At 73.7% G+C, this 24,792-nt stretch carries 19 protein-coding genes; 12 read left to right on the top strand and 7 right to left on the bottom strand.

The window, feature by feature from the left end:
- The first annotated feature begins 43 nt into the window (after window positions 1-43).
- Window positions 44-2,518, top strand: a complete 2,475-nt coding sequence (locus ACIRNI_RS07180) for an HAD-IC family P-type ATPase (RefSeq protein ID WP_403549081.1) — start codon at window positions 44-46, stop codon at window positions 2,516-2,518.
- Here ACIRNI_RS07180 and ACIRNI_RS07175 read toward each other — a convergent pair.
- Entirely contained in the window at window positions 2,515-5,628 is a 3,114-nt protein-coding gene (locus tag ACIRNI_RS07175) for a sacsin N-terminal ATP-binding-like domain-containing protein (protein WP_403549079.1), read from the bottom strand. The two genes, ACIRNI_RS07180 and ACIRNI_RS07175, sit on opposite strands and share 4 nt — an antisense overlap.
- Before the next feature lie 100 nt (window positions 5,629-5,728).
- Window positions 5,729-6,652 carry a DUF3027 domain-containing protein gene (locus tag ACIRNI_RS07170; RefSeq protein ID WP_403549077.1) on the bottom strand — a complete coding sequence of 308 codons (924 nt, stop codon included), beginning with the start codon at window positions 6,650-6,652 and terminating at the stop codon, window positions 5,729-5,731.
- Between the two features lie 264 nt (window positions 6,653-6,916).
- Here ACIRNI_RS07170 and ACIRNI_RS07165 point away from each other — a divergent pair, with 264 nt between their 5' ends.
- The 4 genes from ACIRNI_RS07165 to ACIRNI_RS07150 are packed head-to-tail and all read left to right on the top strand — an operon-like array spanning window position 6,917 to window position 10,424.
- A complete protein-coding gene (locus ACIRNI_RS07165; protein WP_403549075.1) occupies window positions 6,917-8,305 on the top strand; it encodes an MFS transporter in 1,389 nt (462 codons plus the stop codon).
- 27 nt (window positions 8,306-8,332) lie between these two features.
- Window positions 8,333-8,818 (top strand): DUF2771 domain-containing protein, encoded by a 486-nt coding sequence (locus ACIRNI_RS07160; RefSeq protein ID WP_355355503.1) that lies wholly within the window; start codon window positions 8,333-8,335, stop codon window positions 8,816-8,818.
- Between the two features lie 2 nt (window positions 8,819-8,820).
- Window positions 8,821-9,594 carry a futalosine hydrolase gene (locus tag ACIRNI_RS07155; protein WP_403549073.1) on the top strand — a complete coding sequence of 258 codons (774 nt, stop codon included), beginning with the start codon at window positions 8,821-8,823 and terminating at the stop codon, window positions 9,592-9,594.
- 2 nt (window positions 9,595-9,596) lie between these two features.
- Window positions 9,597-10,424: a 1,4-dihydroxy-6-naphthoate synthase gene (locus ACIRNI_RS07150; RefSeq protein ID WP_403549861.1), complete on the top strand. Its 828-nt coding sequence runs from the start codon at window positions 9,597-9,599 to the stop codon at window positions 10,422-10,424.
- A 78-nt stretch (window positions 10,425-10,502) separates the two neighbouring features.
- Here the strand turns inward: ACIRNI_RS07150 and ACIRNI_RS07145 are convergent, their stop codons facing one another.
- Window positions 10,503-10,886, bottom strand: coding sequence for a cold-shock protein (locus ACIRNI_RS07145; protein WP_355355507.1), 384 nt, complete (start codon window positions 10,884-10,886; stop codon window positions 10,503-10,505).
- A gap of 160 nt (window positions 10,887-11,046) precedes the next feature.
- On the opposite strand from ACIRNI_RS07145, the gene ACIRNI_RS07140 reads away from it, so the two are divergent.
- Window positions 11,047-11,319 carry a hypothetical protein gene (locus ACIRNI_RS07140; RefSeq protein ID WP_403549071.1) on the top strand — a complete coding sequence of 91 codons (273 nt, stop codon included), beginning with the start codon at window positions 11,047-11,049 and terminating at the stop codon, window positions 11,317-11,319.
- On the opposite strand, the gene ACIRNI_RS07135 is transcribed toward ACIRNI_RS07140, so the two are convergent.
- Both ACIRNI_RS07135 and ACIRNI_RS07130 read right to left on the bottom strand, forming a co-directional pair.
- Window positions 11,274-11,939 (bottom strand): HAD family hydrolase, encoded by a 666-nt coding sequence (locus tag ACIRNI_RS07135; protein WP_403549070.1) that lies wholly within the window; start codon window positions 11,937-11,939, stop codon window positions 11,274-11,276. The two genes, ACIRNI_RS07140 and ACIRNI_RS07135, sit on opposite strands and share 46 nt — an antisense overlap.
- A 44-nt stretch (window positions 11,940-11,983) precedes the next feature.
- Window positions 11,984-12,880 (bottom strand): hypothetical protein, encoded by an 897-nt coding sequence (locus ACIRNI_RS07130; protein WP_403549068.1) that lies wholly within the window; start codon window positions 12,878-12,880, stop codon window positions 11,984-11,986.
- Between the two features lie 41 nt (window positions 12,881-12,921).
- Here ACIRNI_RS07130 and ACIRNI_RS07125 point away from each other — a divergent pair, with 41 nt between their 5' ends.
- The gene (locus tag ACIRNI_RS07125; protein ID WP_403549066.1) at window positions 12,922-15,459 is read left to right on the top strand and encodes a helicase C-terminal domain-containing protein; all 2,538 of its coding nucleotides are present in this window, start codon (window positions 12,922-12,924) and stop codon (window positions 15,457-15,459) included.
- Between the two features lie 387 nt (window positions 15,460-15,846).
- Window positions 15,847-15,999, top strand: a complete 153-nt coding sequence (locus tag ACIRNI_RS07120) for a hypothetical protein (protein WP_403549064.1) — start codon at window positions 15,847-15,849, stop codon at window positions 15,997-15,999.
- 4 nt (window positions 16,000-16,003) lie between these two features.
- Here the strand turns inward: ACIRNI_RS07120 and ACIRNI_RS07115 are convergent, their stop codons facing one another.
- A complete protein-coding gene (locus ACIRNI_RS07115; RefSeq protein WP_403549062.1) occupies window positions 16,004-16,399 on the bottom strand; it encodes a hypothetical protein in 396 nt (131 codons plus the stop codon).
- A 212-nt stretch (window positions 16,400-16,611) separates the two neighbouring features.
- Here ACIRNI_RS07115 and ACIRNI_RS07110 point away from each other — a divergent pair, with 212 nt between their 5' ends.
- Genes ACIRNI_RS07110 through ACIRNI_RS07100 form a run of 3 tightly spaced genes read left to right on the top strand, consistent with a single transcriptional unit; the run spans window position 16,612 to window position 22,326 of the window.
- Window positions 16,612-18,195, top strand: coding sequence for a hypothetical protein (locus ACIRNI_RS07110; protein WP_403549061.1), 1,584 nt, complete (start codon window positions 16,612-16,614; stop codon window positions 18,193-18,195).
- Window positions 18,192-20,585, top strand: coding sequence for a tetratricopeptide repeat protein (locus ACIRNI_RS07105; RefSeq protein WP_403549059.1), 2,394 nt, complete (start codon window positions 18,192-18,194; stop codon window positions 20,583-20,585). The genes ACIRNI_RS07110 and ACIRNI_RS07105 overlap by 4 nt, the downstream gene beginning before the upstream one ends.
- 55 nt (window positions 20,586-20,640) lie before the next feature.
- Window positions 20,641-22,326: a DNA repair helicase XPB gene (locus ACIRNI_RS07100; protein WP_403549057.1), complete on the top strand. Its 1,686-nt coding sequence runs from the start codon at window positions 20,641-20,643 to the stop codon at window positions 22,324-22,326.
- Here ACIRNI_RS07100 and ACIRNI_RS07095 read toward each other — a convergent pair.
- On the bottom strand, window positions 22,313-22,462 hold the full coding sequence (locus ACIRNI_RS07095; RefSeq protein WP_403549055.1) for a hypothetical protein: 150 nt from the start codon (window positions 22,460-22,462) through the stop codon (window positions 22,313-22,315). The two genes, ACIRNI_RS07100 and ACIRNI_RS07095, sit on opposite strands and share 14 nt — an antisense overlap.
- A gap of 275 nt (window positions 22,463-22,737) precedes the next feature.
- On the opposite strand from ACIRNI_RS07095, the gene ACIRNI_RS07090 reads away from it, so the two are divergent.
- Window positions 22,738-24,774 (top strand): HelD family protein, encoded by a 2,037-nt coding sequence (locus tag ACIRNI_RS07090; protein ID WP_403549053.1) that lies wholly within the window; start codon window positions 22,738-22,740, stop codon window positions 24,772-24,774.
- The last annotated feature ends 18 nt before the right edge of the window (window positions 24,775-24,792 follow it).

Here is a 24,792-nt window from a genome sequence, read left to right as displayed (position 1 = left end):
GTTCGGCGGGTGAACGCCCGCCTCCCGCCGTACCGTCGAAGACATGACGCAGCGGGCGAAGATCGATACCGACGGTCCCGAGCCGGGGTCCCCCGTCATCGACGCGGGGGCGGAGCTCGACCCCGTCCACCCGGTGGCGCCACCCGTGCGGCACCGGCCCGAGGGGCTGACCGCCGCCGAAGTGGCCGAGCGGGTCGCGCGGGGCGAGGTCAACGACGTACCCGTACGCTCCTCGCGCTCCGCCGCCGACATCGTCCGCGCCAACGTCTTCACCCGCTTCAACGCCATCATCGGCGTGCTGTGGGTGATCATGCTGGTCGTCGCGCCGATCCAGGACAGCCTCTTCGGCTTCGTCATCCTCGCCAACACCGGCATCGGCATCGTCCAGGAGCTGCGCGCCAAGAAGACCCTCGACGGGCTCGCCGTCATCGGCGAGGCCAAGCCCACCGTCCGGCGCGACGGGGTCGCGGCGCGGCTGTCCACCTCCGAGATCGTGCTCGGCGACTGCGTCGAGCTGGGCCCCGGCGACAAGGTCGTCGTCGACGGCGTGGTCGCCGAGGCCGACAGCCTGGAGATCGACGAGTCGCTGCTGACCGGCGAGGCCGACCCCGTCGTGAAGAAGCCCGGCGACCAGGTCATGTCCGGCAGCTTCGTCGTCGCGGGCGGCGGGGCGTTCACCGCCACGAAGGTGGGGCGCGAGGCGTACGCGGCGCAGCTGGCCGAGGAGGCGTCCCGCTTCACGCTCGTCCACTCCGAGCTGCGCAGCGGCATCTCCACGATCCTGAAGTACGTGACGTGGATGATGGTCCCGACCGCCATCGGGCTCGTCATCAGCCAGCTCGTCGTCAAGGACACCGACCTCAAGGAGTCCGTGGCCCGGACGGTCGGCGGCATCGTGCCGATGGTGCCGGAGGGGCTGGTGCTGCTGACGTCCGTCGCCTTCGCCATCGGGGTCATCCGGCTCGGGCGCAAACAGTGCCTCGTCCAGGAGCTGCCTGCCATCGAGGGGCTCGCGCGCGTGGACGTCGTCTGCCTGGACAAGACCGGCACGCTGACCGAGGGCGGCATGGACGTCACCGAGCTGCGGATGCTCAACGGCTGTGACGAGACGTACGTCCGCGAGGTGCTCGGCGCGCTCGGCGCCTCCGACCCGCGCCCGAACGCCTCCCTCCAGGCGATCGTCAACGCCTATCCCGACAGCGGGTGGACCTGCACCCAGGCGCTGCCCTTCTCCTCCGCCCGCAAGTACAGCGGCGCCGCCTTCCAGGAGCCGGACGGCACCAGCAGCTGGCTGCTCGGCGCGCCCGACGTGCTGCTCCCCGACGGCGACCCCGTCCTGGACGCGATCGAGGACCTCAACGCCCAGGGCCTGCGGGTCCTGCTCCTCGCCCGCGTCACCGCCGCCCTGGACGACCCCGAGGTCGCCGCCACCGCCCGCGCCGCCGCCCTCGTCGTCCTGGAACAGCGGCTGCGGCCCGACGCGGCCGACACCCTGGCCTACTTCGCCGACCAGAAGGTCGCCGCCAAGGTCATCTCCGGCGACAACGCCGTCTCCGTCGGCGCCGTCGCCGCGAAGCTCGGCATGCCCGGCGCCGACCGCGCCGTCGACGCGCGCCGCCTGCCCGCCGAGCGGGCGGAGATGGCGACGGCCCTGGACGAAGGGGCCGTCTTCGGGCGGGTCACCCCCCGGCAGAAGCGCGACATGGTCGGGGCGCTCCAGTCGCACGGGCACACGGTCGCGATGACCGGCGACGGCGTCAACGACGTCCTCGCCCTCAAGGACGCCGACATCGGCGTCTCCATGGGCTCCGGCTCCGAGGCCACGAAAGCCGTCGCGCAGATCGTGCTGCTCAACAACAGCTTCGCCACCCTGCCGTCCGTCGTCGCCGAGGGGCGGCGGGTCATCGGCAACATCACGCGCGTCGCCACGCTCTTCCTGACGAAGACCGTCTACTCGGTGCTGCTGGCCATCCTGGTGGTGTGCTCGCAGGTGGAGTACCCCTTCCTGCCCCGCCACCTGACGCTGCTGTCCACCCTCACCATCGGCGTCCCGGCCTTCTTCCTGGCCCTCGCGCCCAACAAGGAGCGGGCCAAGCCGCACTTCGTACGCCGCGTCATGCGGTACGCGATCCCCGCCGGCCTCGTCGCCGCCGCCACCACCTTCACCACCTACCTGCTGGCCCGCACCCACTACAGCGGGGACGGCGCGCTCGCCGCCGAGACCAGCGTGGCGACGCTCACCCTCTTCCTGGTGTCCCTGTGGGTGCTGGCGATCATCGCCCGCCCCTACACCTGGTGGCGCGTGGGCCTGGTGGCGACGATGGGCCTCGGCTTCCTCGTCGTCCTCGTCGTGCCCTGGCTCCAGGACTTCTTCGCCCTCAAGCTCGTGGGCACGACGATGCCGTGGGCGGCCGTCGCCATCGCCGCGCTCGGCGCGGCGGTGCTGGAGCTGGCGTGGCGTTGGGTGTCACGGAAGGTCCCGGCGGCCGACGAGAGCCGGCCGCCGCAAGAGGCCTAGTCGAACCAGCGGTCCCGGGCCAGCTCCTCCGTGCGCGACGGGTCCTCCAGCAGCGCCGCCACCTCGAAGCGGCGCGGCCACTGGCCCGCCGCCCACGCCAGGCCCGCCGCCACGCCCTCCAGCGTGGACGCGTGGACCGTGCCGTCCGGGGTCCGGAGCCAGTCCAGCTCCACTCCCCCGGCGCGCAGCTCCTCGTGCTCGACGTACGCCTCCGGGGTGCCCGCCCCGAGCAGGGCGTGCACGGACTCCGGTACGTCGTGGACCTCGCCCTCCGACGTCACCTCGGCGTCCACGGCCTCGCTCAGCCGCCGCACCTGGAACAGCTCCGCCAGCTCCGCCGCCCGCGACGGGGCCACCGGCAGCAGCGCCCGGCCCCCGGCGAGCGGCAGCAGGTCGGGCGCGTCCGCGACGAGCGCCTCCGTCGCGTCCACCACCCGCACCTCGCCGTCGACCACGGCGCGCAGCTCGTCCGGGAGCAGCGACACCTGCTCAGGGTCGAGGTCCGCGAGCGCGGTGTACAGGCCGTGCAGCTGCGCCGCGCCCACCTCGCGCTCCGGGTCCGCGAGGCGCGCCAGCAGCTCGGCCGCGCCGCCCGGCTCCTCCAGCAGCGCCGCGACCGAGGTCCGTACGCCGAGGGCGCGCAGCACCTGCGCGTCCTGGAAGCCGGTCGTGTCGACCGCGTCGTACAGGCCCTCCAGCAGCGGGTCGGCCCCGGCGGCCCGGAGTCCGGCCGGGCGGCGGCCGTCGAGCACCGGGTGGCCGCGCAGCCACCACGCCGTGTAGGAGCGGACGGTCTCGGTCGTGCCGTCCGGCAGCAGGATCCGCACCCGCTGGGTGAGCGCGTCCCGCAGCGGCGGCTGGGCGAGCAGCGCGAGGGCCTGCGGCCAGGCGTCGTCGTCGACCAGGTCCAGGTCCCGTACGGCCACGATCTCGGTCGCCACCGGCGGCACGGGCGTGTCCGGCAGCCGGTCCAGGACGTCCTCGCACCACACGTCGACGGCGTCGAGGAGACCGACGTCGTCCGGCTCGGGGAAGTCGCCCTCGCGGGGCTCCACTTCGTCCGGGTCGAGCACGACGTCCGTGGCGCGGACGAGCGCGAAGTTCGCCAGCACCCCGCAGGCGGCGAGCGGCTGTTCGCCCCAGCGCTCCGCCAGCTCCGCGTCGACCAGGGCCAGTTCGTCCTCGCTCATGACCGAGGCGAAGGGGCTGCCCGGCAGGACCAGTTCGCTCGCGGGCGCGAGCTCGCCGTCCTCGTCCGGCAGCGCCAGGGCGCCCAGCCACGGCTCGTCGCCGGGCTCCAGGCCCGCTTCCCGTACGAGCGCGAGGACGGCGTCCGCGAGCTCGTCCGCGTCCAGGCCTGCTTCCTCGTCCCAGACGTCCTCGGCATCCAGCGACGCCGCCACGGCCGCCCGCACCTGAGGCGTGGTCAGCACCGCGCGGGGCGTCGCCGCCACCGCGCCGAGCTTCTCCAGGACGGGGTGCGCGGCGTCGGGGTGCGCCACCTTCAGGCCCAGGCGCGTCAGGTCGACCGGGGTGTCCGGCAGCGGCAGCAGCACCTGGCGCGGCCCGATCGCCGTCCGCCCGCCGACCAGCGGCACCGGCAGGCCCGTCAGCCGGTCCGGGTCCACGCCCGCGAGGGACTCGTACAGCCGGTGCCACCACTCCGGCGCCCGCTCCACGCCCGCCAGCCGGTCGATCGCCTCGCCCAGCGGCAGCCGCGCCACGCCCAGCGCGCGCAGCTCGGTACGGCGCTCCAGGCCGGCCGGCAGCAGCGTCGGCAGAACCTCCGCCAGGACGCGTACGGTCTCGGCGCCCGCACCCTCCACGACCTCCGCCTCGAACGGGCGCAGCGCGATCCGGTCGTCGTCGTCGGAGGGCGGCGCGGCGGGCGCGAGGAACGCGACGCGCGGCAGCAGCTCCAGCACCGCGCCCCGGATCGCGCCGTCCAGGACGCCCTTGCCGAGCGGGCCCGGCACGAGGTCGATCGTCCCCGTCGACACGGGCCGCCAGTCGGCGAGCAGTTCGGCGTACGCCTCGGCCGCCCGCCGCACCAGGAAGTCGGTCAGCGGCCCCGGCGCGGGGTGGCGGCGCGTGGTGTCCAGCGGGAAGGAGGCGATGAGCAGCGCGGGGATGCCCAGCGGCTCGTCGGTCGGCGTCGGCGCGTGCACGACGGGCGCGGTGCGGGGGCGGACGGGCGCGCCCTCCTCGTCCACGGGCACGGCCCAGGTGAGGGACCAGTGGGGCCGCAGCCGCTCCTCGACGGGCCGGTCCTTCAGCAGGTCGGGCGCGATGGCGCCCTGCCGGCTGACGGTCCGCCAGCGGTGCGTCCCGCTCGCGCTGTCCTCGATGTGCGTGTAGCCGTCCCGCCGCGTACGGGTCAGGACGCGGCTGCCGCCCGGCGTCTCCACGACCACCTCGGTGAGGCCCGGGAGCGTCAGCAGCAGCGCGTCGTCGACGCCCGCGAGCAGCCGCTCGACCAGGTCCACGGCGGCCGCGTCCCGCAGCGGCAGGATCACCACGGTGTCGTAGCCGTCGGGTGCGGTGCCCTCGGCGGGCAGCGGCAGGCGCAGCAGCGGCACGTGGCCGTCGCGGCGGCGCAGCTCGTCGCCGAGGCCCGGGCTGGCCTTGGCGGCGTCGGCCGCCATCACGCGCGCCTCGCGCAGCGACCAGCGCACACCGCCGTGGCGGCCCACCACCGCGGGCTCGTCGCTCACCGCGAGCACCGCGGCGAAGCCCACGCCGAAGCGGCCGACCGCGCTCTCGTGGCCCTCCCGCTTGGCGGAGGCGCGCAGGGTGGACAGCGACTCGACGCCCGTCGCGTCCAGGGGCGCGCCGGTGTTCGCGGCGACCAGCACCGCGCGGCCGTCGCCGGCCGGGTCCGCCGGGTGCAGCGTCAGCCGCAGGCGGCCCGGGACGCCCGCGCGGGCGGCGGCGTCGGCGGCGTTCTGCGCGAGCTCGACCACCAGGCGGTCCCGGTAGCCCCCGAGCGCCAGGTCCTCCTCGGCGTTCGCGTCCTCCCGGAACCGCGCGGGCGCGGCGCCCCAGGCGTCGAGCACCCCGCGCCGCAACCGGGCGGTCCCGAACGGGTCGGCCGCTCCTTCGGTCGCCATGGCCCTCACGCTCACGTCGTGCTCCGCTCTCGTGGACTGTGCCTGTACGGGGCCCGAAGGTACCGCGTGAGAGCGAGGGGAATCCTCTTGGCCTCGGCCTCTAGCTGTGGCCCAGGTCCTCCGAGGCGGCGTCCGGCGAGGTCGCCGGGACGGAGCCCTGGTCGTGGGCCGGGCGCAGCGGGAAGGCGTCGGCGCCCATCGAGTCGAGGACCGGCGGCGCGGGGCGCGGCGGCTTCGGCATGACCGCGGCCTCGGAGTGCCCGCCGCAGCCGTACCCGAGGGACACCACGCGCCCGTCGGCCGGGGAGAACTCGTTGGCGCAGACGCCGAACGCCAGCCGCAGCGAACCGCCCAGCGGCACCAGGAAGCCGCAGCTCGCACAGGAGGCGGGAGCGGCCTGGGCCATCGGGGTCTTCGCCCCGAAGGACTCCTCCCAGCGGTCGGCCGCGACGTGGAGCCCGTACCGCGACAGCACGCGCGCCCGGCGCATGCCGAGCTCCTCGGCGACGGCCGCGATGGCGCCCCGCGAGGGCGTACGGGAGACGAAATCGGCGTCCTCGGCGGCGGCCAGCTCCGCGACCTCCTCGGAGACCGGGGAGTTCGGCGGCGGCTCGTCCTCGCCGGTGTAGCCGGGCTCCAGGCGCAGGTCGTCCTGCTCCGTGGGCAGCAGGTCGCCGGGCCCGAGGTCCCCGGGCCGCAGGCGCTCGCTCCACGGCACCCACTCGGGGGCGAGGAGGGCGTCCGAGCCCGGCAGCAGCGCCACCTCGTCGAGGGTGACGTTCTTGGCGCGGGAGGCGCGGGTGACCGTGACGGCCCACCGCCAGCCGCGGTAACCGGGTTCATGACTTTCGAAGAAGTGCGTGACGACCCGGTCACCTTCCGCGACCACGCCGGCGTGCTCCCCGACGACGCCCGGGGCGGCGACCTCCTCGGCCGCCTCCCTGGCGAGGTCTACCGCCTCCGCGCACAGCCGGTCCGGGGCGGGGGTACGCGCAGTACGGCTTCGCGTCGTCGCAGCACTCACAGGTCTCGCTTCTCTCCTACGCCGTCTCACAGATGCGCCGGCCGAGTCGCGATGTTGGGCAGCGGGCGGAGCGGACCGGAGGACCGCATCGACGTCCGCGCCCGACGTTTCCGTTTCCCGGGCACACCTATCGTCATCCATTCTGCGGGATGCCGAAGAGGCGCGCGGCCGAGAACAGCCGCCGGTGGCGCGCTACGCACGCTACCCCCTCCGCCGCCCGCCGCCCACCTGCCCGCCCCAAGTAGCCGTCATACCGGTTCATCGATGTGGCACGTGGGGCACTATGACGGGGTGGCAGCCGCGAGGTCGTCCTCCGACGCGTCCGACGGTGCCGGGCCGCTCCGCCGGGCGGCCGGGCGGATCGGCCGTGCCATGCACCTGCCCTTCACGGGCACCGCGCGCGGCATCCGCCGGGCCACGCACGCGCAGGGCGCGGGCGAATCGGGCCTCGGCAAGCTGATCGAGCTGCACGCGCTCAACGGCGCCGGTGACGTCATGATCACCGTCGCGCTCGCCTCCACCGTCTTCTTCTCCGTGCCGACCGACGAGGCCCGCGGCCGCGTCGCGCTGTACCTCGCCATCACCATGGCGCCCTTCACGCTCCTCGCCCCCGTCATCGGCCCGCTCCTCGACCGCATCCCGCACGGCCGCCGCGCCGCCATGGCGGGCGCGATGCTCACCCGCGTGGTGCTCGCCCTCGCCATCTCCGGCGCGGTCGCCACCGGCGACCTGGAGCTCTATCCGGCGGCGCTCGGCGTGCTCGTGGCCTCGAAGGCGTACGGAGTCGTCCGCAGCGCCGTCGTCCCACGGCTCCTCCCACCGGGCTTCTCGCTCGTGAAGGCGAACTCGCGCGTCACGCTGGCGGGCCTGCTGGCGACGGGTGTCGCCGCGCCCATCGGCGCCGGGCTCCAGTTCATCGGTCCGCAGTGGCCGCTGTACGGGGCGTGCGTGCTCTTCGTCGGAGGAACGTTCCTGGCGATGTCGATGCCGCACAAGGTGGACTCGGCGCGCGGCGAGCGCAAGGCGCACATTTTGACCCACGGGGAGCGCAAGCCCAGCCTGCGCACGGTCGGGCCGTCCGTCCTGCACGGCCTCCAGGCGAACGCCGCGCACCGCGCCCTCTCCGGCTTCCTGATCTTCTTCCTCGCCTTCCTGCTGCGCGAGCACCCGCTGTCCGGGCAGAGCGCGGCCGTCTCGCTCGGCATCGTCGGCGTCGCGGCCGGGGTCGGCAACGCCTGCGGCACCGCGATCGGCGCGTGGCTGCGGGCCCGCGCGCCCGAAGTGATCGTCGCCACCATGCTGACGCTCGCACTGTCGGCGGCGATCGTCGCCGCGGTCTTCTTCGGCGGCGTGGCGGTGGCGGTCCTCGGCGCGATCGCCGGCCTGTCGCAGGCCCTGTCGAAGCTGTCGCTCGACGCGATGATCCAGCGGGACGTGCCCGAGGTGGTGCGGACCTCGGCGTTCGCCCGGTCCGAGACGCTGCTGCAGATGGCGTGGGTGGTGGGCGGCGCCATCGGCATCGCCCTGCCGCTGAACGGCTCCCTGGGCATGTCCGTCGCCGCGGCGATCCTCGCGGCCGGGGCGCTGATCACGGTGCGGGGCCTGCTCTCGGCCGCCCGGCACGGCGGCACGCCGCACCCCCGCGTGGCGTGATGCGGGGTGGCGTATAGCCTTCGAGCCATGACCGTTGCGTTCATTTCCGGTAGGGCCCGCCGGGCCGGCGTCGCTCTCGGTGCCGTCTCCGCGGGACTCCTCGTCCTCTCCGCCTGCGGCGAAAAGCCGACCCCGCTCGCGACCGTGACGGTCGGGTCCGACTCCGTGCACGCCGAGGCGACCTGCTACAACGACGGGAAGCCGATCAAGGAGTCGGAGATCCAGAAGTGCCTGGACAAGAAGTCCGGCAAGACCATCGAGGTCGCTCTGGACGACCGGATCCGCTTCGGCGTGGACCCGGAGATCGCCGAGAACGGCTGGACGCTCTTCATCGGCGGCCAGCAGGCCGAGCAGGAGCCCTTCAAGAAGACGTACCGGACGATTCCGGCGAACGCCTTCCTGTCGAGCCAGACCGGCGAGATGTCCAACACCGCGCAGATCAGCATCGTCGAGACGACCGGCAAGAAGCTGACGGGCATCTGGCACTTCGAGCTGAAGAAGGCCACGTCCTGACGTTGCGCGTCCTCGTCGTGACGGCGGTCCCGGCCGAGGCCGAGGCCGTCACCCGCGGCCTGGCGGGCTTCGCCCCGGCGGGCCCGCCGCGCCGCCTGCCGTCGGGCCACGCGGTGTCCCCTTGGCGGCGGGGCGGCCTGTACGGCGTCCCGGCGCCCGGAGGCTCACCCGCGGCCTCCGCTGACGCCGCCGTGGACGTCGTGGCCGCCGGGGTCGGGCCCGCGGCCGCCGCCGTGGGGGCCACCAGCGCCCTGGCCTCGGCCCCGTACGCGTACGACCTCGTCGTCTCCGCCGGAATCGGCGGCGGCTTCGCGCCGCACGCGCCACTCGGGGCCGTCGTCGTCTCCGACGCGATCGTCGCCGCCGACCTGGGGGCCGACACGCCCGACGGCTACCTCACCCTCGACGAGCTCGGCTTCGGCCGCTCCACGCATCTGCCGCCCGCCGGGCTGACCGCGCGCATGGCCGCCGCCCTGCGCGCGGGCGGGCAGCGGCACGTCGTCGCGCCCGTCCTCACCGTGTCGACGGTGACCGGCACCGCCGAGCGCACCGCCGAGCTGGCCGCCCGCCACCCGGGGGCCGGCGCGGAGGCCATGGAGGGCTTCGGCGTCGCCGAGGCGGCCGCCGCGCACGGCGTGCCCGTCGTCGAGCTCCGCGCCGTCTCCAACACCGTCGGCCCGCGCGACCGCGCCGCCTGGCAGATCGGCCGGGCGATGGACTCCCTGCGGTACGCGTTCGAACTGCTCGGCACCACTGTCTTCCTGGAGGACCTGTGAGGATCGCGTATTCGCCCTGCCCGAACGACACCTTCGTCTTCCACGCCTGGGCCCACGGCCTCGTCCCGGGCGCGCCCCCGCTGGACGTGACCTTCGCCGACATCGACGTCACCAACGGCATGGCCGAGCGCGGCGAGCTCGACGTCCTGAAGGTGTCGTACGCGGTGCTGCCGTGGGTGCTGGAGGAGTACGCCCTGCTGCCGTGCGGCGGCGCGCTGGGCCGGGGCTGCGGCCCGCTGGTGCTCACGCGTGAGCCGGGGACGGACCTCGCGGGCAAGACGGTCGCGGTGCCGAGCGAGCGCTCGACGGCGTACCTGCTGTTCCGCCTCTGGGCGGCGGACGTCGTCCCCGGCGGGGTCGGCGAGGTCGTGGTGATGCCGTTCCACGAGATCATGCCGGCCGTGCGGGACGGCAAGGTCGACGCGGGGCTCGTCATCCACGAGGCCCGCTTCACGTACCAGAACTACGGTCTCCACCGCCTCGCCGACATGGGCGAGCACTGGGAGTCCACGACGGGCCTGCCCATCCCGCTGGGCGCGATCATCGCCAAGCGCTCCCTGGGCGCGGAGACCCTGGAGCTGCTCGCCGAGTCGGCGCGGGCCTCGGTCCGGATGGCCTGGGACGACCCCGGGGCGTCGCGTGCGTACGTACTCGAGCACGCCCAGGAGATGGACCCGGCGGTGGCCGATCAGCACATCGGCCTGTACGTCAACGAGTTCACGGCCGGCCTCGGCGAGGACGGCTACGCGGCGGTGCGGGGCCTGCTCACCCGCGCGGCGGCCGAGGGGCTGGTGCCGCCCCTCGGCCCGGACGCGCTCACGTTCGTCTGACCTTCACCCCACGTCGACGGCCGGAGGCCGGCGCAGCGGCCCGAAGCCCGCGAAGCGGTGCGAGGGCCGCGGAAAAGCTCAGACGTCGAGTTGGTCGGCGACCGCCCGCAGCAGGCCCGCGATCTTCTTGCCGTGGACCTTGTCGGGGTAGCGGCCCCGCTCCAGCATCGGGGTGATGTTCTCCAGGAGCGTCGTCAGGTCCTGGACGATGGACGCCAGCTCGTCCGGCTTGCGACGCTGCGCGGCCGCGACCGACGGGGTCGGGTCCAGGACGATCACCGAAAGCGCCTGGTCACCGCGCTGACCTGCGACGACGCCGAATTCCACGCGCTGGCCGGGCTTGAGGGCGTCCACCCCGGCAGGGAGCACCGACGAGTGCACGAAGACGTCGCCGCCGTCGTCGCGGGAGAGAAAGCCGAAGCCCTTCTCGCTGTTGAACCACTTGACCTTGCCGGTAGGCACGTCTGTCCTCGTCCTCGTACTCGATGTCTGACGCCACGAAATGGCTCTGGATAGCACTACAGCGGGTCGCTCGACCCGCCATGACCAAGGCTAATGGTCCTGGGCAGGGTGACAAGACGTCTCTGGTTTGTTCCTCCGGCCGGGGAACTACCCTGGCCGAATGCGTAGTGAAACCCCTGCGAGCAGCGCCGCCCCCGGTGACGGCCTCGTCCGCACCGGCGGCATCGTCTTCATCGTCGGCGCCATCGCCACCCTGGTCACGGTGGCGCCCCTCTTCCTGGGCACGGACCCGTTCCCGCCCGTCGCGTACGCCGTGTGCATGCTGATGGGCGTCGGGTTCGCCCTCGCCGCGGCAGGGGTGCTGTGCTCGATCGCGGCGCAGCGCCGTCAGGCGAGGTCGGCCGCGGACTCGGCGGCCAAGCCCGCCCTGTAAGCCTCCCACCAGGCAGGAAACGCCGTCAGGTCGTCCAGGACGACGTCCGCGCCGACCGCCCGCAGCTCCTCGGCGTCGCAGGGACCGGTGGGTACGGAGACGGCGAGCGCACCCGCCGTGCGCGCGCCGCGCACGTCGCCGGTGTGGTCGCCGACGTACACGCTCGCGCCGTGTTCGCGCAGCGCCTCCGCCTTGGCCTCGGCCCACAGCCAGCCGACGACCGCGTCGGGCTCGATGCCGAGGTGGGAGAGGTGGAGCTTGGCGTTCGGCTCGTGCTTGGCGGTCACGACGACGGCCCGGCCGCCCGCCGCGCGAACGGCTTGAATCGCATCCCTCGCGCCCGGCATCGCGCGCGTCGGCTCGATCGCGTACGCGGGGTAGAGCGCGCGGTAGCGGTCCCCCATCTCCTGGATCCGGTCGGCCGGGAACCAGTGCGCCAGCTCCTGTTCGAGCGGCGGCCCGAGGCGGGTGACGGCCAGGTCGGCGTCTATCCACACGCCGGTCTCGGCGGAGAGCGCCCGGTAGGCGGCGTGGATGCCGGGACGGGAGTCGATCAGCGTCATGTCGAGGTCGAAGCCGACGGTGAGCGGGGCGTGCGCGTCTGAGGGCATGGGGGCCATTGTGCCGGGCGGCTGCTTCCGGCCACCCGGCGCGCGGGGCCGGGTCAGGCGCGGCGGGAGCGCCAGATCAGGAAGAGGGCCGACGCGAGGGCCGCGCCCCGCACCACCCAGGGCCACGTCTCCGACACGGCCTCCGCCATCGCCCCCTGCGCGATCGGATCGCCCCAGCGGCGCTCCGTCCGCCCCCACAGCCACACCACCGCGCCCGCCGCGACCACGCCCGGCAGTCCCATGACCGCCCACTTCGCCTCCGTACGGCTCAGGCGGCGCGAGCCGTACGCGAGGAGCCAGCCGCCCGCGAGCGGGTACCAGGAGCCGAGGGCCGCGCCCGCGAGGAGGAGCACGGCGGCGAGCAGCAGGAACGGGTTGCGGAGTCGGGCCGGTGCGGGCGCGGGCGCCGGTACGGCCTCGGGGGCGGGTGCCGCTGCCGGGGGCGTACGGCGGCGCAGGCGCGGGAAGCGGCGGCCCTTCGCGGGGGCTTCCGTGGTCTCAGTGGCCCCGTGAGCATCTGGCGCCTCCGGAGCCCCAGGGGCCTCGGCGGGCGGGGGCTTCAGCATCTCCGGGATCTCGACCCCGCCGTGGAAGCCCGCCGGCACGTCCTCCACGCGCCACCAGTCCGGCTGGACGTCGCCGGACCCGACCTCGTCCATGCCCGCCAGGTGCGGACTCCCCGAAGGCTCCGGCGCGGCCGCCGTCCGCTGCGGCGGCACCGACAGCTGCCCCGAGGACGCCGCCGCCACCACCTCGTCCGGCGTGCCGAGGCGCGTCAGAATCCGCCGCACCGCCTCCGGGCCGTCGCTCTTCGCCCGCCGCTGCTCGATCTCGCCGCGCAGCGACGCCACGAGCCTCATCCGCGCCTGGGAGGGCAGCTGTTGCCGCTGGGCCAGGTCACCGACCCGGCTCAGGTAGTCGAAGACCAGTTGGTCGCTCTCGATCCCCACGTCCCGACGTTAGCGTGCGCGCAGGGGCTAACGTGGTGCGGATGGGGACCGATGGCAACGAAGGCAAGGGCGTCACGGCGGCTCCGCGCACCCTCGCGGAGGCGCTCCGCGCGCGCGGTGACGAGGGTCTGGCCGTGCTGCTGCGCGCTCGGCCGGATCTGCTCGTGCCCGTACCGAACGACCTGACCCAGCTCGCCACGCGCGCCGGTACGCGCGCCTCGGTCGTCCGCGCGCTGGAGCGGCTGGACCGGTTCGCGCTGCAGACGGCGGAGGCGCTGGCGGTGGCGCCGGACCCGGCGCCGTACTCCGTCCTGCTCGCCCTCATGGCGGGCGACGAGGGCGATCCCGCCGTCGAGGCGGCGCTGCCGGGCGCGGTCGGGGTGCTGCGCGCCCAGGCGCTGGTGTGGGGCGACGACGAGCGGCTGCGACTGGTGCGCACGGCGCGGGAGTTGCTCGCGCCGTCGTCGCAGCACGCGTCGCCCACCGGGCTCGGCCCGACGGTCGCGGAGGCGACGGCGGGGATGTCCCCGGGGCGGCTCCAGGAGATCCTCGCGGCGGCCGGCCTGCCGACGACACACGATCCGGTGTCCGCGGTGGCGGCGTTGACGGCGTTGTTCACCGACCGGGACCGGATGGGGGCGCTGCTGGACACGGCTCCGATGGAGGCGCTGGCGGTGCTGGACCGCCTGGTGTGGGGGCCGCCGTACGGCGAGGTCACGCCGCACCCGGCGCCACCGGTGCGGTGGCTGCGGGAGCGCGGGCTGCTGCTGCCGGCGACCGCGCGCACGGTGGTGCTGCCGCGCGAGGCGGCGCTGCATCTGCGCGGGGGTCGGGCGCACCGGACGCCGGAGCCGGTGCCGCCGGTGGTCGCGCCGGCCGTCGAACACCGTCCACAGGTTGTGGACAACACGGCGGCGGGCCAGGCGTACACGGCGCTGGCGACCGTAGAGGAGCTGCTGAAGGAGTGGAACGAAGGCGGTCCGGCCGTGCTGCGCGCGGGCGGCCTCTCGGTACGGGACCTGAAGCGGACGGCCGTCGCGCTGGACGTGTCGGAGCCGGTGGCCGCCTTCTGGGTGGAGCTCGCGTACGCGGCCGGGCTCATCGCCTCCGACGGCGAGGCGGACGAACGGTACGCGCCGACGCCCGCGTTCGACGAGTGGCTGGAGCTGCCGTCCCCGGAGCGCTGGGGGCGGCTGCTGGCGGCGTGGCTGCCCGCGACCCGCACGCCGGGCCTGGTCGGCGGCCAGGACGCCAAGGGCCGTACGCTCTCGGCGCTCGGCCCCGACCTGGACCGGGGCGCGGCCCCGGAGGTGCGCCGCCGGGTCCTGGCGCTGCTGGCGGAGCTCCCGGCCGGGGCGTCCCCGGACGCGGACACCCTGCTGGCCCGCCTGCGCTGGGAACGCCCGCTGCGCGGTGCCGCCACGTCCGGGTCGGACCTGCGCGCCCGCCTCGCGCGGTGGACCCTGGCGGAGGCGGAGACGCTGGGCGTGACGGGCCGGGGCGCGCTGTCCACGCACGGCCGCGCGCTGCTGCCCGAGGCCCCGTCTCCCGAGTCGCGAGGTGCGGCGGAGGGCGGGATGCCCGTCGCGGAGGGCGGGACGTCCGTCGCGGAGGCCGCCGCCGGGGCCGTGCGGGCCGCCGCGCTGCTCGCGCCGCTGCTGCCCGAGCCCGTCGACCACGTGCTGCTCCAGGCGGACCTGACCGCCGTGGCCCCCGGGCCCCTCCAGCGGCCGCTCGCCGAGATGCTCGCCGTGGTCGCGGACGTCGAGTCCAAGGGCGGCGCCACCGTGTACCGCTTCACGCCCGCCTCCGTGCGCCGCGCGCTGGACTCCGGGCAGGCGGCGGCCGACCTGCACGCCTTCCTCGCCGCGCACTCCCGCACGCCGGTGCCGCAGCCGCTCGCGTACCTCATCGACGACGTCGCCCGCCGCCACGGCCACCTGCGCGTCGGCGCCGCCTCTGCGTACGTGCGCTGCGACGACGACGCCGTCCTCGGCGAGATCCTCGCCGACAAGCGGTCGGCGTCCCTGCGGCTGCGGCGCCTCGCGCCCACCGTGCTGGCCGCGCAGGCCGATCCGGCGGCGCTGCTGGAGGGCCTGCGGTCCATGGGCTTCGCGCCGGCCGCCGAGTCGGCGGAGGGAGACGTGCTGGTCACCCGCGCCCACGCCCGCCGCACCCCGCCCCGGACACCTCCGGCCCCCGTCCCGGACGGCCCCCCGGTGCCGGACGCCACCCTGCTCGGCGCGGCCGTACGGGCCATCCGCGCCGGGGACCAGGCGTCGTCGGTGGTGCGCAAGGACACCGGGGACCAGGACGGCGACCAGGAGCGGCGCGGCGGCAAGCTGCCCCGCACGTCCGCCGCCGAGACCCTCGCCACCGTCCAGGCCGCCGCCCTCACCGGCTCCGCCGTCTGGATCGGTTACGTCAACGCCGACGGCGCCGCCAGCCAGCGCGTCATCGCCCCGGTGCGGGTCGAGGGCGGCTTCGTCACGGCGTACGACCACACGGCGGACGAAGTCCGCACGTACCCGTTGCACCGCATCACGGGTGTGGCGGAAGTGGCGGACGACCAGCTCTGACCGTTTGAGCGGCCCGGCGGCGATCATGCGCCGCGCTGGTCGGATTACCACTCCGGGGTGAGCGAATCCGCACCCCCGGGGGACTTGCCGCATCCCCTCGGCGTGGCACGGGCAGCCAGGGGGCGTTCCCGGTCACATGCCCCAGCCATCACGGGAATCAGGCACCAAGGAAAAAGAGGTAGTCCTATGCGTCGCGTCACCACGGTCCTGCTCACCACCGCCGCCTTCCTCTCCGCCCTCTCCGCCCCCGCCGCCGCGATCACCATCGACTTCGCGAGCGCCCTCGGCGTCGTCTGACCACCCCGACCCGTGCGGCCGGGCCCCACCGACTCCATCCCGGTGCGGGCCCGTCCGCTGTCCCCGCTGTCCCCGGTGAAAGGACCCGCCGTGATCCGCCGCCTCACCCTCACCCTGACGGCCGTGACCGTCTTCCTCACCCTCACCCTCACCGTCGCCGTCGGCACGGTCCTCCCGCCGATCAGCGGCCCGCTGAGCGACCTCCAGATCGAGGGCCCCCTGATCCAGAGCATCATGCTCTGACCGCTCACGCCGTCACGTTGCCCGTGAGCAGCATGACGAAGAAGACGATCAGCGCCAGGGGGGTCAGGAACATCACGTACGTCGCGGTGATCAGGCACCCGGCCGCGCCCAGCCCGATCCGCGCTCCCCGCCCGGCCGTGGTCCGGTCGAGGAACCAGCTCCTCGCCACCATCCCCAGCGGCACCAGGTAGCCGACGGCGAAGGGGTTCCACTCCCCGTCCTCCCGCAGTGGAGCCGAGCACACGACCAGCAGCACCACGGCGAGCACCGTGGACGCCAGCGGCGGCACCCACCAGTGCCGGTCGTACGGAGCGCGCGGCGGCGGAGGGACCGGCACGACGGGGAGCAGGTGCGGCGGGAAGGGGTTCGGCTTCGGCTGGTTGCGCTGGGCTGATCGCATGACTCCATCCCACCGCCCCGGCCCCGTCCGCCCCACCCGCGCCCGTACTCATCCGTCACAGCGCCCGTACTCAACGGGTTTCCGGGATACCGGGGTCGAGTCCGGTTCAATGCGTCATCCTCTGTGCCTGGGAGGGGCACATGGGCAAGGCATCGAGGAAAAAGCGGGGAGAGCGGGCACGGCGGGAGGCGTCGCCGAGTTCACCCGGAGCCGTGGACCGTAACGGAGACCCGCAGGCGCTCGGCGAGGAGGCGCTCGGGCGGCTGATGCGGTCGAACCAACCGGGGAACCTCAGCCTGGCCGGGGCCTACGCGTGGGGGTACGCGGCCCTGGGACACGCGCAGCAGGAAGGGACCGATCCACACTGGTACCAGGAGATCGATCCCCTGGACGCCTTGTTCCTGGGAACGATCTGGCCCAAGAACGTCGAGAACGAGTTCCAGTTCGCCAACGCGCGTGAGGCGTGGCTGCGCCTCCTGCGCGGCACCGTGCACGGCAAGGGCATCCAGCGCTTCGTCCGCGAGGCTGTCGCGGCGAGCGAGGAGCTGGGGCTCCCGGTGGACGACGGGCATCTGATGCTGGCGCTCGCAGGCCGACTCGAAGCGGCCGGGCTCGACCAGCGCCGCCTGCCCCGGCGGCTGCTGCCCGAGGCGGCCCTCCAGGGATCCCGCGCGGTCCTTGGTCCCTCTCTCCATCTGCCGCTCCCCGACCCGCCGGCGGACGCGAAGGAGCAGGTCAAGCGGTTCTGGAAGGACGCCGGGAAGCAGTGGTGGGGCGAGGACACGCCTCTGGTGATCCTCCGCGACGGACTGCGCCGGTTCCACGACGCCGGGTTGCCGGTGAAGAAGGAATCCGGACTGCTGCTGCCTGCCTTGTACACGGCGCTCCTGGCGAAGCCCGGTGAGCTTCTGGAGGATATGGGTGCGCACGCCTGGGCGTGGGCCCTGTCCCTGGACGAGGCGTCGCCGCTGGTGCCGGTGCTCGACATTCTCCTGGTCGCCCCCGAGCGGGAGTTGTCCGTCGCCGAGACTCTCGGGCATCTCCTCGCCGTACCCGCGTTCACCGAGCCGATCCCCTCGGAAGCCCTGCTGTGGACCGGTTCTCCGGGTCTCGCTCTGCCGCGCCTGGCGTTCGAGCTGGGCATGACCGAGGTGTCCACACGGGAGAAGGAGATCACCCCGGACCTCCTGGACTGGGCGGGCACGCTCGCCAGAATGCGCCTGGGGTCCGCCGCCCGCGAGAGTGCCGCCCTGCTGGAAGAGGCGGCCGACAGCACCGACGGCACGGACGACGTGCAGGACGAGGCGGACGAGCGATGGGCCGAGCGCCGTGAGGCCGTACGCGAGGCGGTGCTGCACAAGATCCGCAAGAAGTCCGGGGGGACGGCGGCCACGCACCGCCGGTTCGACCAGCCCGTCGAGCGCCTCTGGAACGCGGACGGCAGTTCCGTGATCCGCGTCTCGCCCGACAGCCCGCACGCGCAGAAGATGAAGAAGGCCATGAAGGGCCAGCTGAAGGCCTTCCGGGAGAAGTTCGGCCGCGACCCGGGGCCGGGCGACCCGTTGTTCTTCGACCCCGACGCCGACGAACCCACTCCCGTCACCAAGGAGCACTTCGACGGCGTGCTGCTGGACATGGCGGAGCGGGCGGCCGACATGGGCATCGACCCCGCGTTCCTCCACGCCTGGCGCGAGGTCGGGTACGTGGTCACCGAGGAGAACAGGAGTACGTTCACCACCGCCGAGGTGCTCGCCTTCGGCAGGGCCGTCGCTCGCCACCGGCAGGCCTCGGAATGAGCGAGACAACCGAGAACCACATCAGCGGGGGAGTCTTTTTCGGCTTCGTGGTCCAGGGGCGGACCGTCAACCTGACGCTCCCGGACCGCCCCGACCCCGCTCTCGCCGGACTCCCCCGGCAGTCGCCGGGCTTCTCGGGGCGCCGGACCGAGCTGGACCGCATCCTCGCGGCGCTGGCCCCGGACTCGGCCGACAAGACGGCCGCTGCCGCCGTGGCGGTGGCCGGGCTCGCAGGGATGGGCAAGACGGAGCTCGTTCTCCAGGCCGCACACCGCGCGTTGCGGGAAGAGGGCTGGTTCCCTGGTGGGGTCCTCCACGTAGATCTGCATGGCCATGATGCGGCGGCGCGCAGGGTCTCACCGAAACGGGCACTCGGCACCATGCTGCGGGCGCTCGGGATCCCCCCGGAACACATTCCGCCCGGGATCGAGGATCGCGCCCGTATCTACCGCTCCGCGCTGGTCGCACTCGCCGGCGCCGGTCGGCGGGTCCTGGTCGTCCTGGACGACGTACCTCCGACCGACAGGATCCGCCTGCTCCTGCCGAGCGACCCGGACACGGCCACTTTGCTCACCTCCCGCCACTCCCTGGCGGAACTCGACGCCCTGACGCTGACCCTGCGCGAGCTGCCCACCGAGGACGGCCGGGAGCTGCTGGACGGTGCCCTCCATGCGGCTCTGCCCGAGGACGCGCGAGTCGCGGCCGAGGCAGGCGAGGCAGACCGGCTCGTCGGACTGTGCGGCGGTCTGCCTCTGGCCCTGCGCATCCTGGCGTCCCTCCTCGTGGACGTACCGAGCCGGCCTCTGTCCCACCTCCGGCGGGACCTCCAGGACGCGCACTCCCTGCTTCCCTTGCTGAGCCGGGAGGAGCGAGCCGTGACCGCAGCGTTCGAGCTCTCCTACCGGAGACTCACCGAAGAACAGGCCAGCCTCTTCCGGCTGGTGTCGCTGAGCCCTGGGCCGGACTTCTCCACCGAGGCCGCTGCCCAGCTGTACGGCGAGGACGCCGGGGTGACCGACCGGCTCTTGCAGGCCTTGGCCCGCCGGCATCTGGTCGAGTCGCGAGAGCCCTACGGCCGCTGGCGGCAGCACGATCTCGTACGCCTCTACTCCCACGCGCAGCTCCTCGAAAGCGACGACTCCGGGGGCGAAGGCCTTGTGCGGCTGCTCATCCACTTCCACGAGAGGAGCACGCTGGCATGTGAAAGGCTCTTCGCTTCCTCGGCACCGAGCCCCACGGCCACGTCCGCCTTCCCCGATCGTGCCGCCGCACTGCGATGGCTGGAGGCAGAGCGGCACAGCCTGGTCGTGGCCGCCCTATGGGCTCACCGTGCCGATGACGATCTGATGTGCGCGGCCCTGGCGATGCCCATCTCCACCTTCCTGGTGGAAATGCGCTACCTGGAGGACGCCCGGCTGGTCCTGACGGCGGGCATCCGGTCGAGCCGGCGGCGCGAGGACGGTTTCGGCGAGGCCTCCCTGCTGAGCTCCCTTGGTGTCGTGCTGCGAGACATGCGCAAGCTGCGCGCATCCGTCCGCGCGCACTCCAAGGCCATCAAGATCGGCCGAAGGCTGAAGAAGCGGCGGGTCCTGGCCTCCGCGCTGAACAACCTCGGCCTCTCGCTCCACGAGCAGCGCAGGTTCGAGGAAGCCGTGGCGGCCCACACCGAAGCCGCGCAGTTGTTCAAGCGCGCCAGTGACCGGCGCGGAGCAGCCCAGGCCCTCAGCAACACAGGGGAGACGCTGATCGAGCTGGGCCGTGTGGAGGAGGCGTCCCAGGCCCTGCGCAAGGCCGTGAAGACCTTCCGGAGACAGGGCGACCTGCGTCTCTACTCCCAGACTCTGGGCAGCCTCGCCAAGGTGACACGTAGCGCAGGCAAGGCCAAGCAGGCCCTGAAGCTGCACAGGCACGCCCTGGACATGCCCGACGGCCTGCTCCTCCCCCATGAGCGGGCGGTCGAGCTGTCCAACTTCGCCGGCACGCTGACCGCCGTCGGAGATTTCGATGCGGCCCTCACCGCGCAGCAGGAGGCACTGGACACCTTCCGACGCCTGAGGGACCGCCGTGGCGAGGCGATGGTCCTGGGGAACATGGCCGTCATACGCAGGGAACAGGGCAAGGGGAGGAAGGCCGTGCGGCTGCACACCCTCGCTTTGGAGGCATTTCTCGAGAGCAAGGACGATCATGCTCTGGCCGCCGAGTTCACCGGGCTCGCGGTCACCCTGCTCCAGCAGGGCCACAACACCGAGGCTCTGGAGAACCTGGAGGTCGCCGCCGAGATGTACCACCAAACCGGTGACACGGAGGGGGCCACCGACGCGCTTGATCTTGCCGATCGGGTACGCAGGCGGATCGGAGCCGGCCTGCGCCTCCCCCAGGGCCAGAAGTGATCGCTCCCGCATGAGGCACACTGGATGTTTGGCCCGTGCGAAGGGATGTACGTACGTGAACGGACCACTGATCGTCCAGAGCGACAAGACACTCCTGCTCGAAGTCGACCACGAGCAGGCCGACGCCTGCCGCCGTGCCATCGCGCCGTTCGCGGAGCTGGAGCGGGCCCCCGAGCACATCCACACCTACCGCGTCACGCCGCTCGGCCTGTGGAACGCCCGGGCCGCCGGGCACGACGCCGAGCAGGTCGTGGACGCGCTCGTCGAGTACTCCCGCTACCCCGTGCCGCACGCGCTGCTCGTGGACGTCGCCGAGACGATGGCCCGCTACGGGCGGCTGACGCTGGTCAAGCACCCCACGCACGGGCTCGTGCTGACCACCACCGACCGTCCGGTCCTGGAGGAGATCCTCCGGTCCAAGAAGGTCCAGCCGCTGGTCGGGGACCGCATCGACCCCGACACGGTCGCCGTGCACCCCTCCGAGCGCGGGCAGATCAAGCAGACGCTGCTGAAGCTGGGGTGGCCCGCCGAGGACCACGCCGGTTACGTGGACGGCGAGGCGCACCGCATCGACCTGGACGAGAACGGCTGGGCGCTGCGCCCGTACCAGAAGCAGGCCGTCGAGGGCTTCTGGCACGGCGGCTCGGGTGTCGTCGTGCTGCCGTGCGGCGCGGGCAAGACGCTCGTCGGGGCCGGGGCCATGGCGCAGGCCAAGGCGACGACCCTGATCCTGGTCACGAACACGGTCTCGGCGCGCCAGTGGAAGCACGAGCTGGTGAAGCGGACCTCCCTCACCGAGGACGAGATCGGCGAGTACAGCGGGACCCGCAAGGAGATCCGGCCGGTCACCATCGCCACGTACCAGGTGCTGACGACGAAGCGGAAGGGCATCTACCCCCACCTGGAGCTCTTCGACTCCCGCGACTGGGGCCTGATCGTCTACGACGAGGTGCACCTGCTGCCCGCGCCCGTGTTCAAGTTCACCGCCGACCTCCAGGCGCGCCGCCGCCTCGGTCTGACGGCGACCCTCGTACGCGAGGACGGGCGCGAGTCGGACGTCTTCTCGCTGATCGGGCCCAAGCGGTTCGACGCGCCGTGGAAGGAGATCGAGGCGCAGGGCTACATCGCGCCCGCCGACTGCGTCGAGGTGCGCGTCAACCTCACCGACGCGGAGCGGCTGGCGTACGCGACCGCCGAGACGGAGGAGAAGTACCGCTTCTGCGCGACGACGGCGACGAAGCGGAAGGTGACGGAGGCGCTGGTCGAGAAGCACCGGGGCCAGCAGACGCTGGTCATCGGCCAGTACATCGACCAGCTGGACGAGCTGGGCGAGCACCTGGACGCGCCGGTCATCAAGGGCGAGACGTCGAACGCGCAGCGCGAGAAGCTCTTCGACGCGTTCCGGAACGGCGAGCTGAGCGTGCTGGTGGTGTCGAAGGTCGCGAACTTCTCCATCGACCTGCCGGAGGCGACGGTCGCCATCCAGGTGTCCGGCACCTTCGGCTCCCGCCAGGAGGAGGCACAGCGCCTGGGCCGGGTGCTGCGGCCGAAGGCCGACGGGCACAAGGCCACCTTCTACTCGGTGGTCGCCCGGGACACCGTCGACCAGGACTTCGCGGCCCACCGGCAGCGGTTCCTCGCGGAGCAGGGCTACGCGTACCGGATCGTCGACTCCGACGAGCTGCTGCGGAGCCGGGACGCGGGCGACGTGGACCCGGACGCCGACCTCAGCGACGCCTGACGCCCGCCGCTTCCGCCCCCTCGGCGTACGCGCCGAGGAGGACGATCTCGAAAGCCGCCGCGGCGAAGACCCTGATCGCGCGCAGGGCGTTGCCGAGGCGGCCGGGGACGTCTTGGACGTACGTGATGGTGGTCATGCGTCCAGGATCCTTCCCCTGCGCGGGCGGCACATCGGTCCGCAGAGCGAACCGGGCCGCCGCCCGCGTACGACTCCAGGCATAGGGCATCGCCCGGCATCCCCTACGGGTCGTAGGACGGCCAGCGGCTGGGCGGCTCGTAATTCGGTGGAGGGCCGCCCCGCCGGTGGTTAGACTCCTCCGCCTTGCCCGCCTCCCCTTCGTGGAGCGCCTCCGTCCGGTCGGCAACCGGACGGCCCCGCCGACCCACCCGTACGACCGACGGAGGCTCCGCCATGCCCACCGCCCCGCCCGACTCCCCCGACCCGCTCGCCCGCGAACGGGCCCACCTCGCCGCCTCCCGCGCCGCCCTGCGCGCCATGCGCGAGGACGTCGAGGCGCTCGACATCACCGACGTGACCGCGAACTGGGTCAACGCCGCCGTCCTGGAGGCGCAGATCGAGCAGCGCATCAAGGCGCTGGCGGACCTCGCGCACACCCCGCTGTTCTTCGGGCGGCTGGACTACCTGCCCGGCACCCAGGAGGGGCAGCGCTTCTACATCGGGCGGCGGCACGTCCACGACGGGGACGGCGACCCGATGGTCGTCGACTGGCGTGCGCCGGTGTCGCAGCCGTTCTACCGGGCGTCGAAGAAGGACCCGCAGGACGTGGCGCTGCGGCGCCGCTTCGGTTACACGGGCGGCGAGCTCACGGCGTACGAGGACGAGCACCTCTCCGACCCCGACGAGGCCGAGCGCACGTCGAAGCTGCTCCAGGCGGAGATCGAGCGCCCGCGCGTCGGCCCGATGCGGGACATCGTGGCGACGATCCAGCCGGAGCAGGACGAGATCGTGCGGTCCGGGCTCGGCGGCACGGTGTGCGTGCAGGGCGGTCCGGGGACGGGCAAGACGGCGGTCGGTCTGCACCGGGTGGCGTACCTGCTGTACGCGCACCGGGAGCGGCTCGCCCGTACGGGGACGCTCGTCATCGGCCCGAACCGCTCCTTCCTCCACTACATCGAGCAGGTGCTGCCCGCGCTCGGCGAGCTGGAGGTGCGGCAGACGACCGTCGACGACCTGGTCGGCACGCGCGTGGAGGTGCGGGGCGCCGACGACGCCGCGGCCGCCGTGGTGAAGGGCGACGCCCGGATGGCGGAGGTGCTGCGGCGGGCACTGTACGCGCACGTCACGCTGCCGACGGAGCCGCTGATGGTCGTACGGGGCTCCCGGCGCTGGCGCGTCCCCGCGTACGAACTCGAGGAGATGGTGCGGGAGCTGCTCGACCGCGACATCCGTTACGGCGCGGCCCGCGAGGCCCTCCCGCAGCGGATCGCGCACGCGGTGCTGGTCCGGATGGAACAGGCCGGCGAGGCCCCCGACGACCGCGTGCAGAACGCGGTGGCGCGCAACGCCGCCGTCAAGGCCGCGGTCAAGGAGGTGTGGCCGGTCGTCGAGCCGGCGAAGCTCGTGCACCGGCTGCTGTCCGACGCGGACTTCCTCGCCGCGCACGCGGACGGGCTGCTGTCCGCCGAGGAGCAGAAGGCCGTCCTGTGGCCGAAGCCGCCGCGTTCGGTGAAGTCCGCGCAGTGGTCGGCGGCGGACGCGGTCCTCGTCGACGAGGCCGCCGACCTCGTGGAGCGCACGCACTCCCTGGGCCACGTGGTGCTCGACGAGGCCCAGGACCTGTCGCCCATGCAGTACCGCGCGGTCGGGCGCCGCTGCACGACGGGCTCCGCGACGGTCCTCGGCGACCTCGCGCAGGGCACGACGCCGTGGGCGACGGCGAGCTGGGCGGACGCCCTGCGGCACCTCGGGAAACCCGACGCCGCGGTGGAGGAGCTGACGGCCGGCTTCCGCGTGCCCCGCGAGGTGATCGCGTACGCGTCACGGCTCCTGCCGCACATCGCGCCGGGCCTCGCGGAGGTCCGGTCGGTCCGTGAGGCGCCGGGCTCCCTGGAGATCCGGCGCGTGCCGGACGCGACGCCGGCGGTCGTGTCGGCGTGCCTCTCCGCCCTGGAGCACGAGGGCTCGGTCGGCCTCATCGCGGCGGACGCCCGCCTCGAACCGCTGGCCCGCGCCCTCGCCGAGGCGGGCCTCTCCTGCCTCGCCCCCGGCGAGGAGACCACCCCCGACTCCCGCCTCACCCTGGTCCCGGCCTCGCTGGCGAAGGGCCTCGAGTACGACTACGTCGTCCTCGACGAGCCCTCGGCCATCGTCGACGCCGAACCCGACGAGCGCACGGGCCTGCGCCGCCTATACGTCTCCCTGACCCGTGCGGTCTCGGGCCTGACGGTGGTGCACGCGGCGGAGCTGCCGGAGCAGTTGGCGGACTGACCGGGCCACCCGGCCGTC

This window comes from Streptomyces sp. NPDC093546 (genome assembly GCF_044765045.1).
In the GTDB taxonomy this organism is placed as follows: Bacteria; Actinomycetota; Actinomycetes; order Streptomycetales; family Streptomycetaceae; genus Streptomyces.
This window is presented reverse-complemented; position numbering and strand designations above follow the sequence as displayed.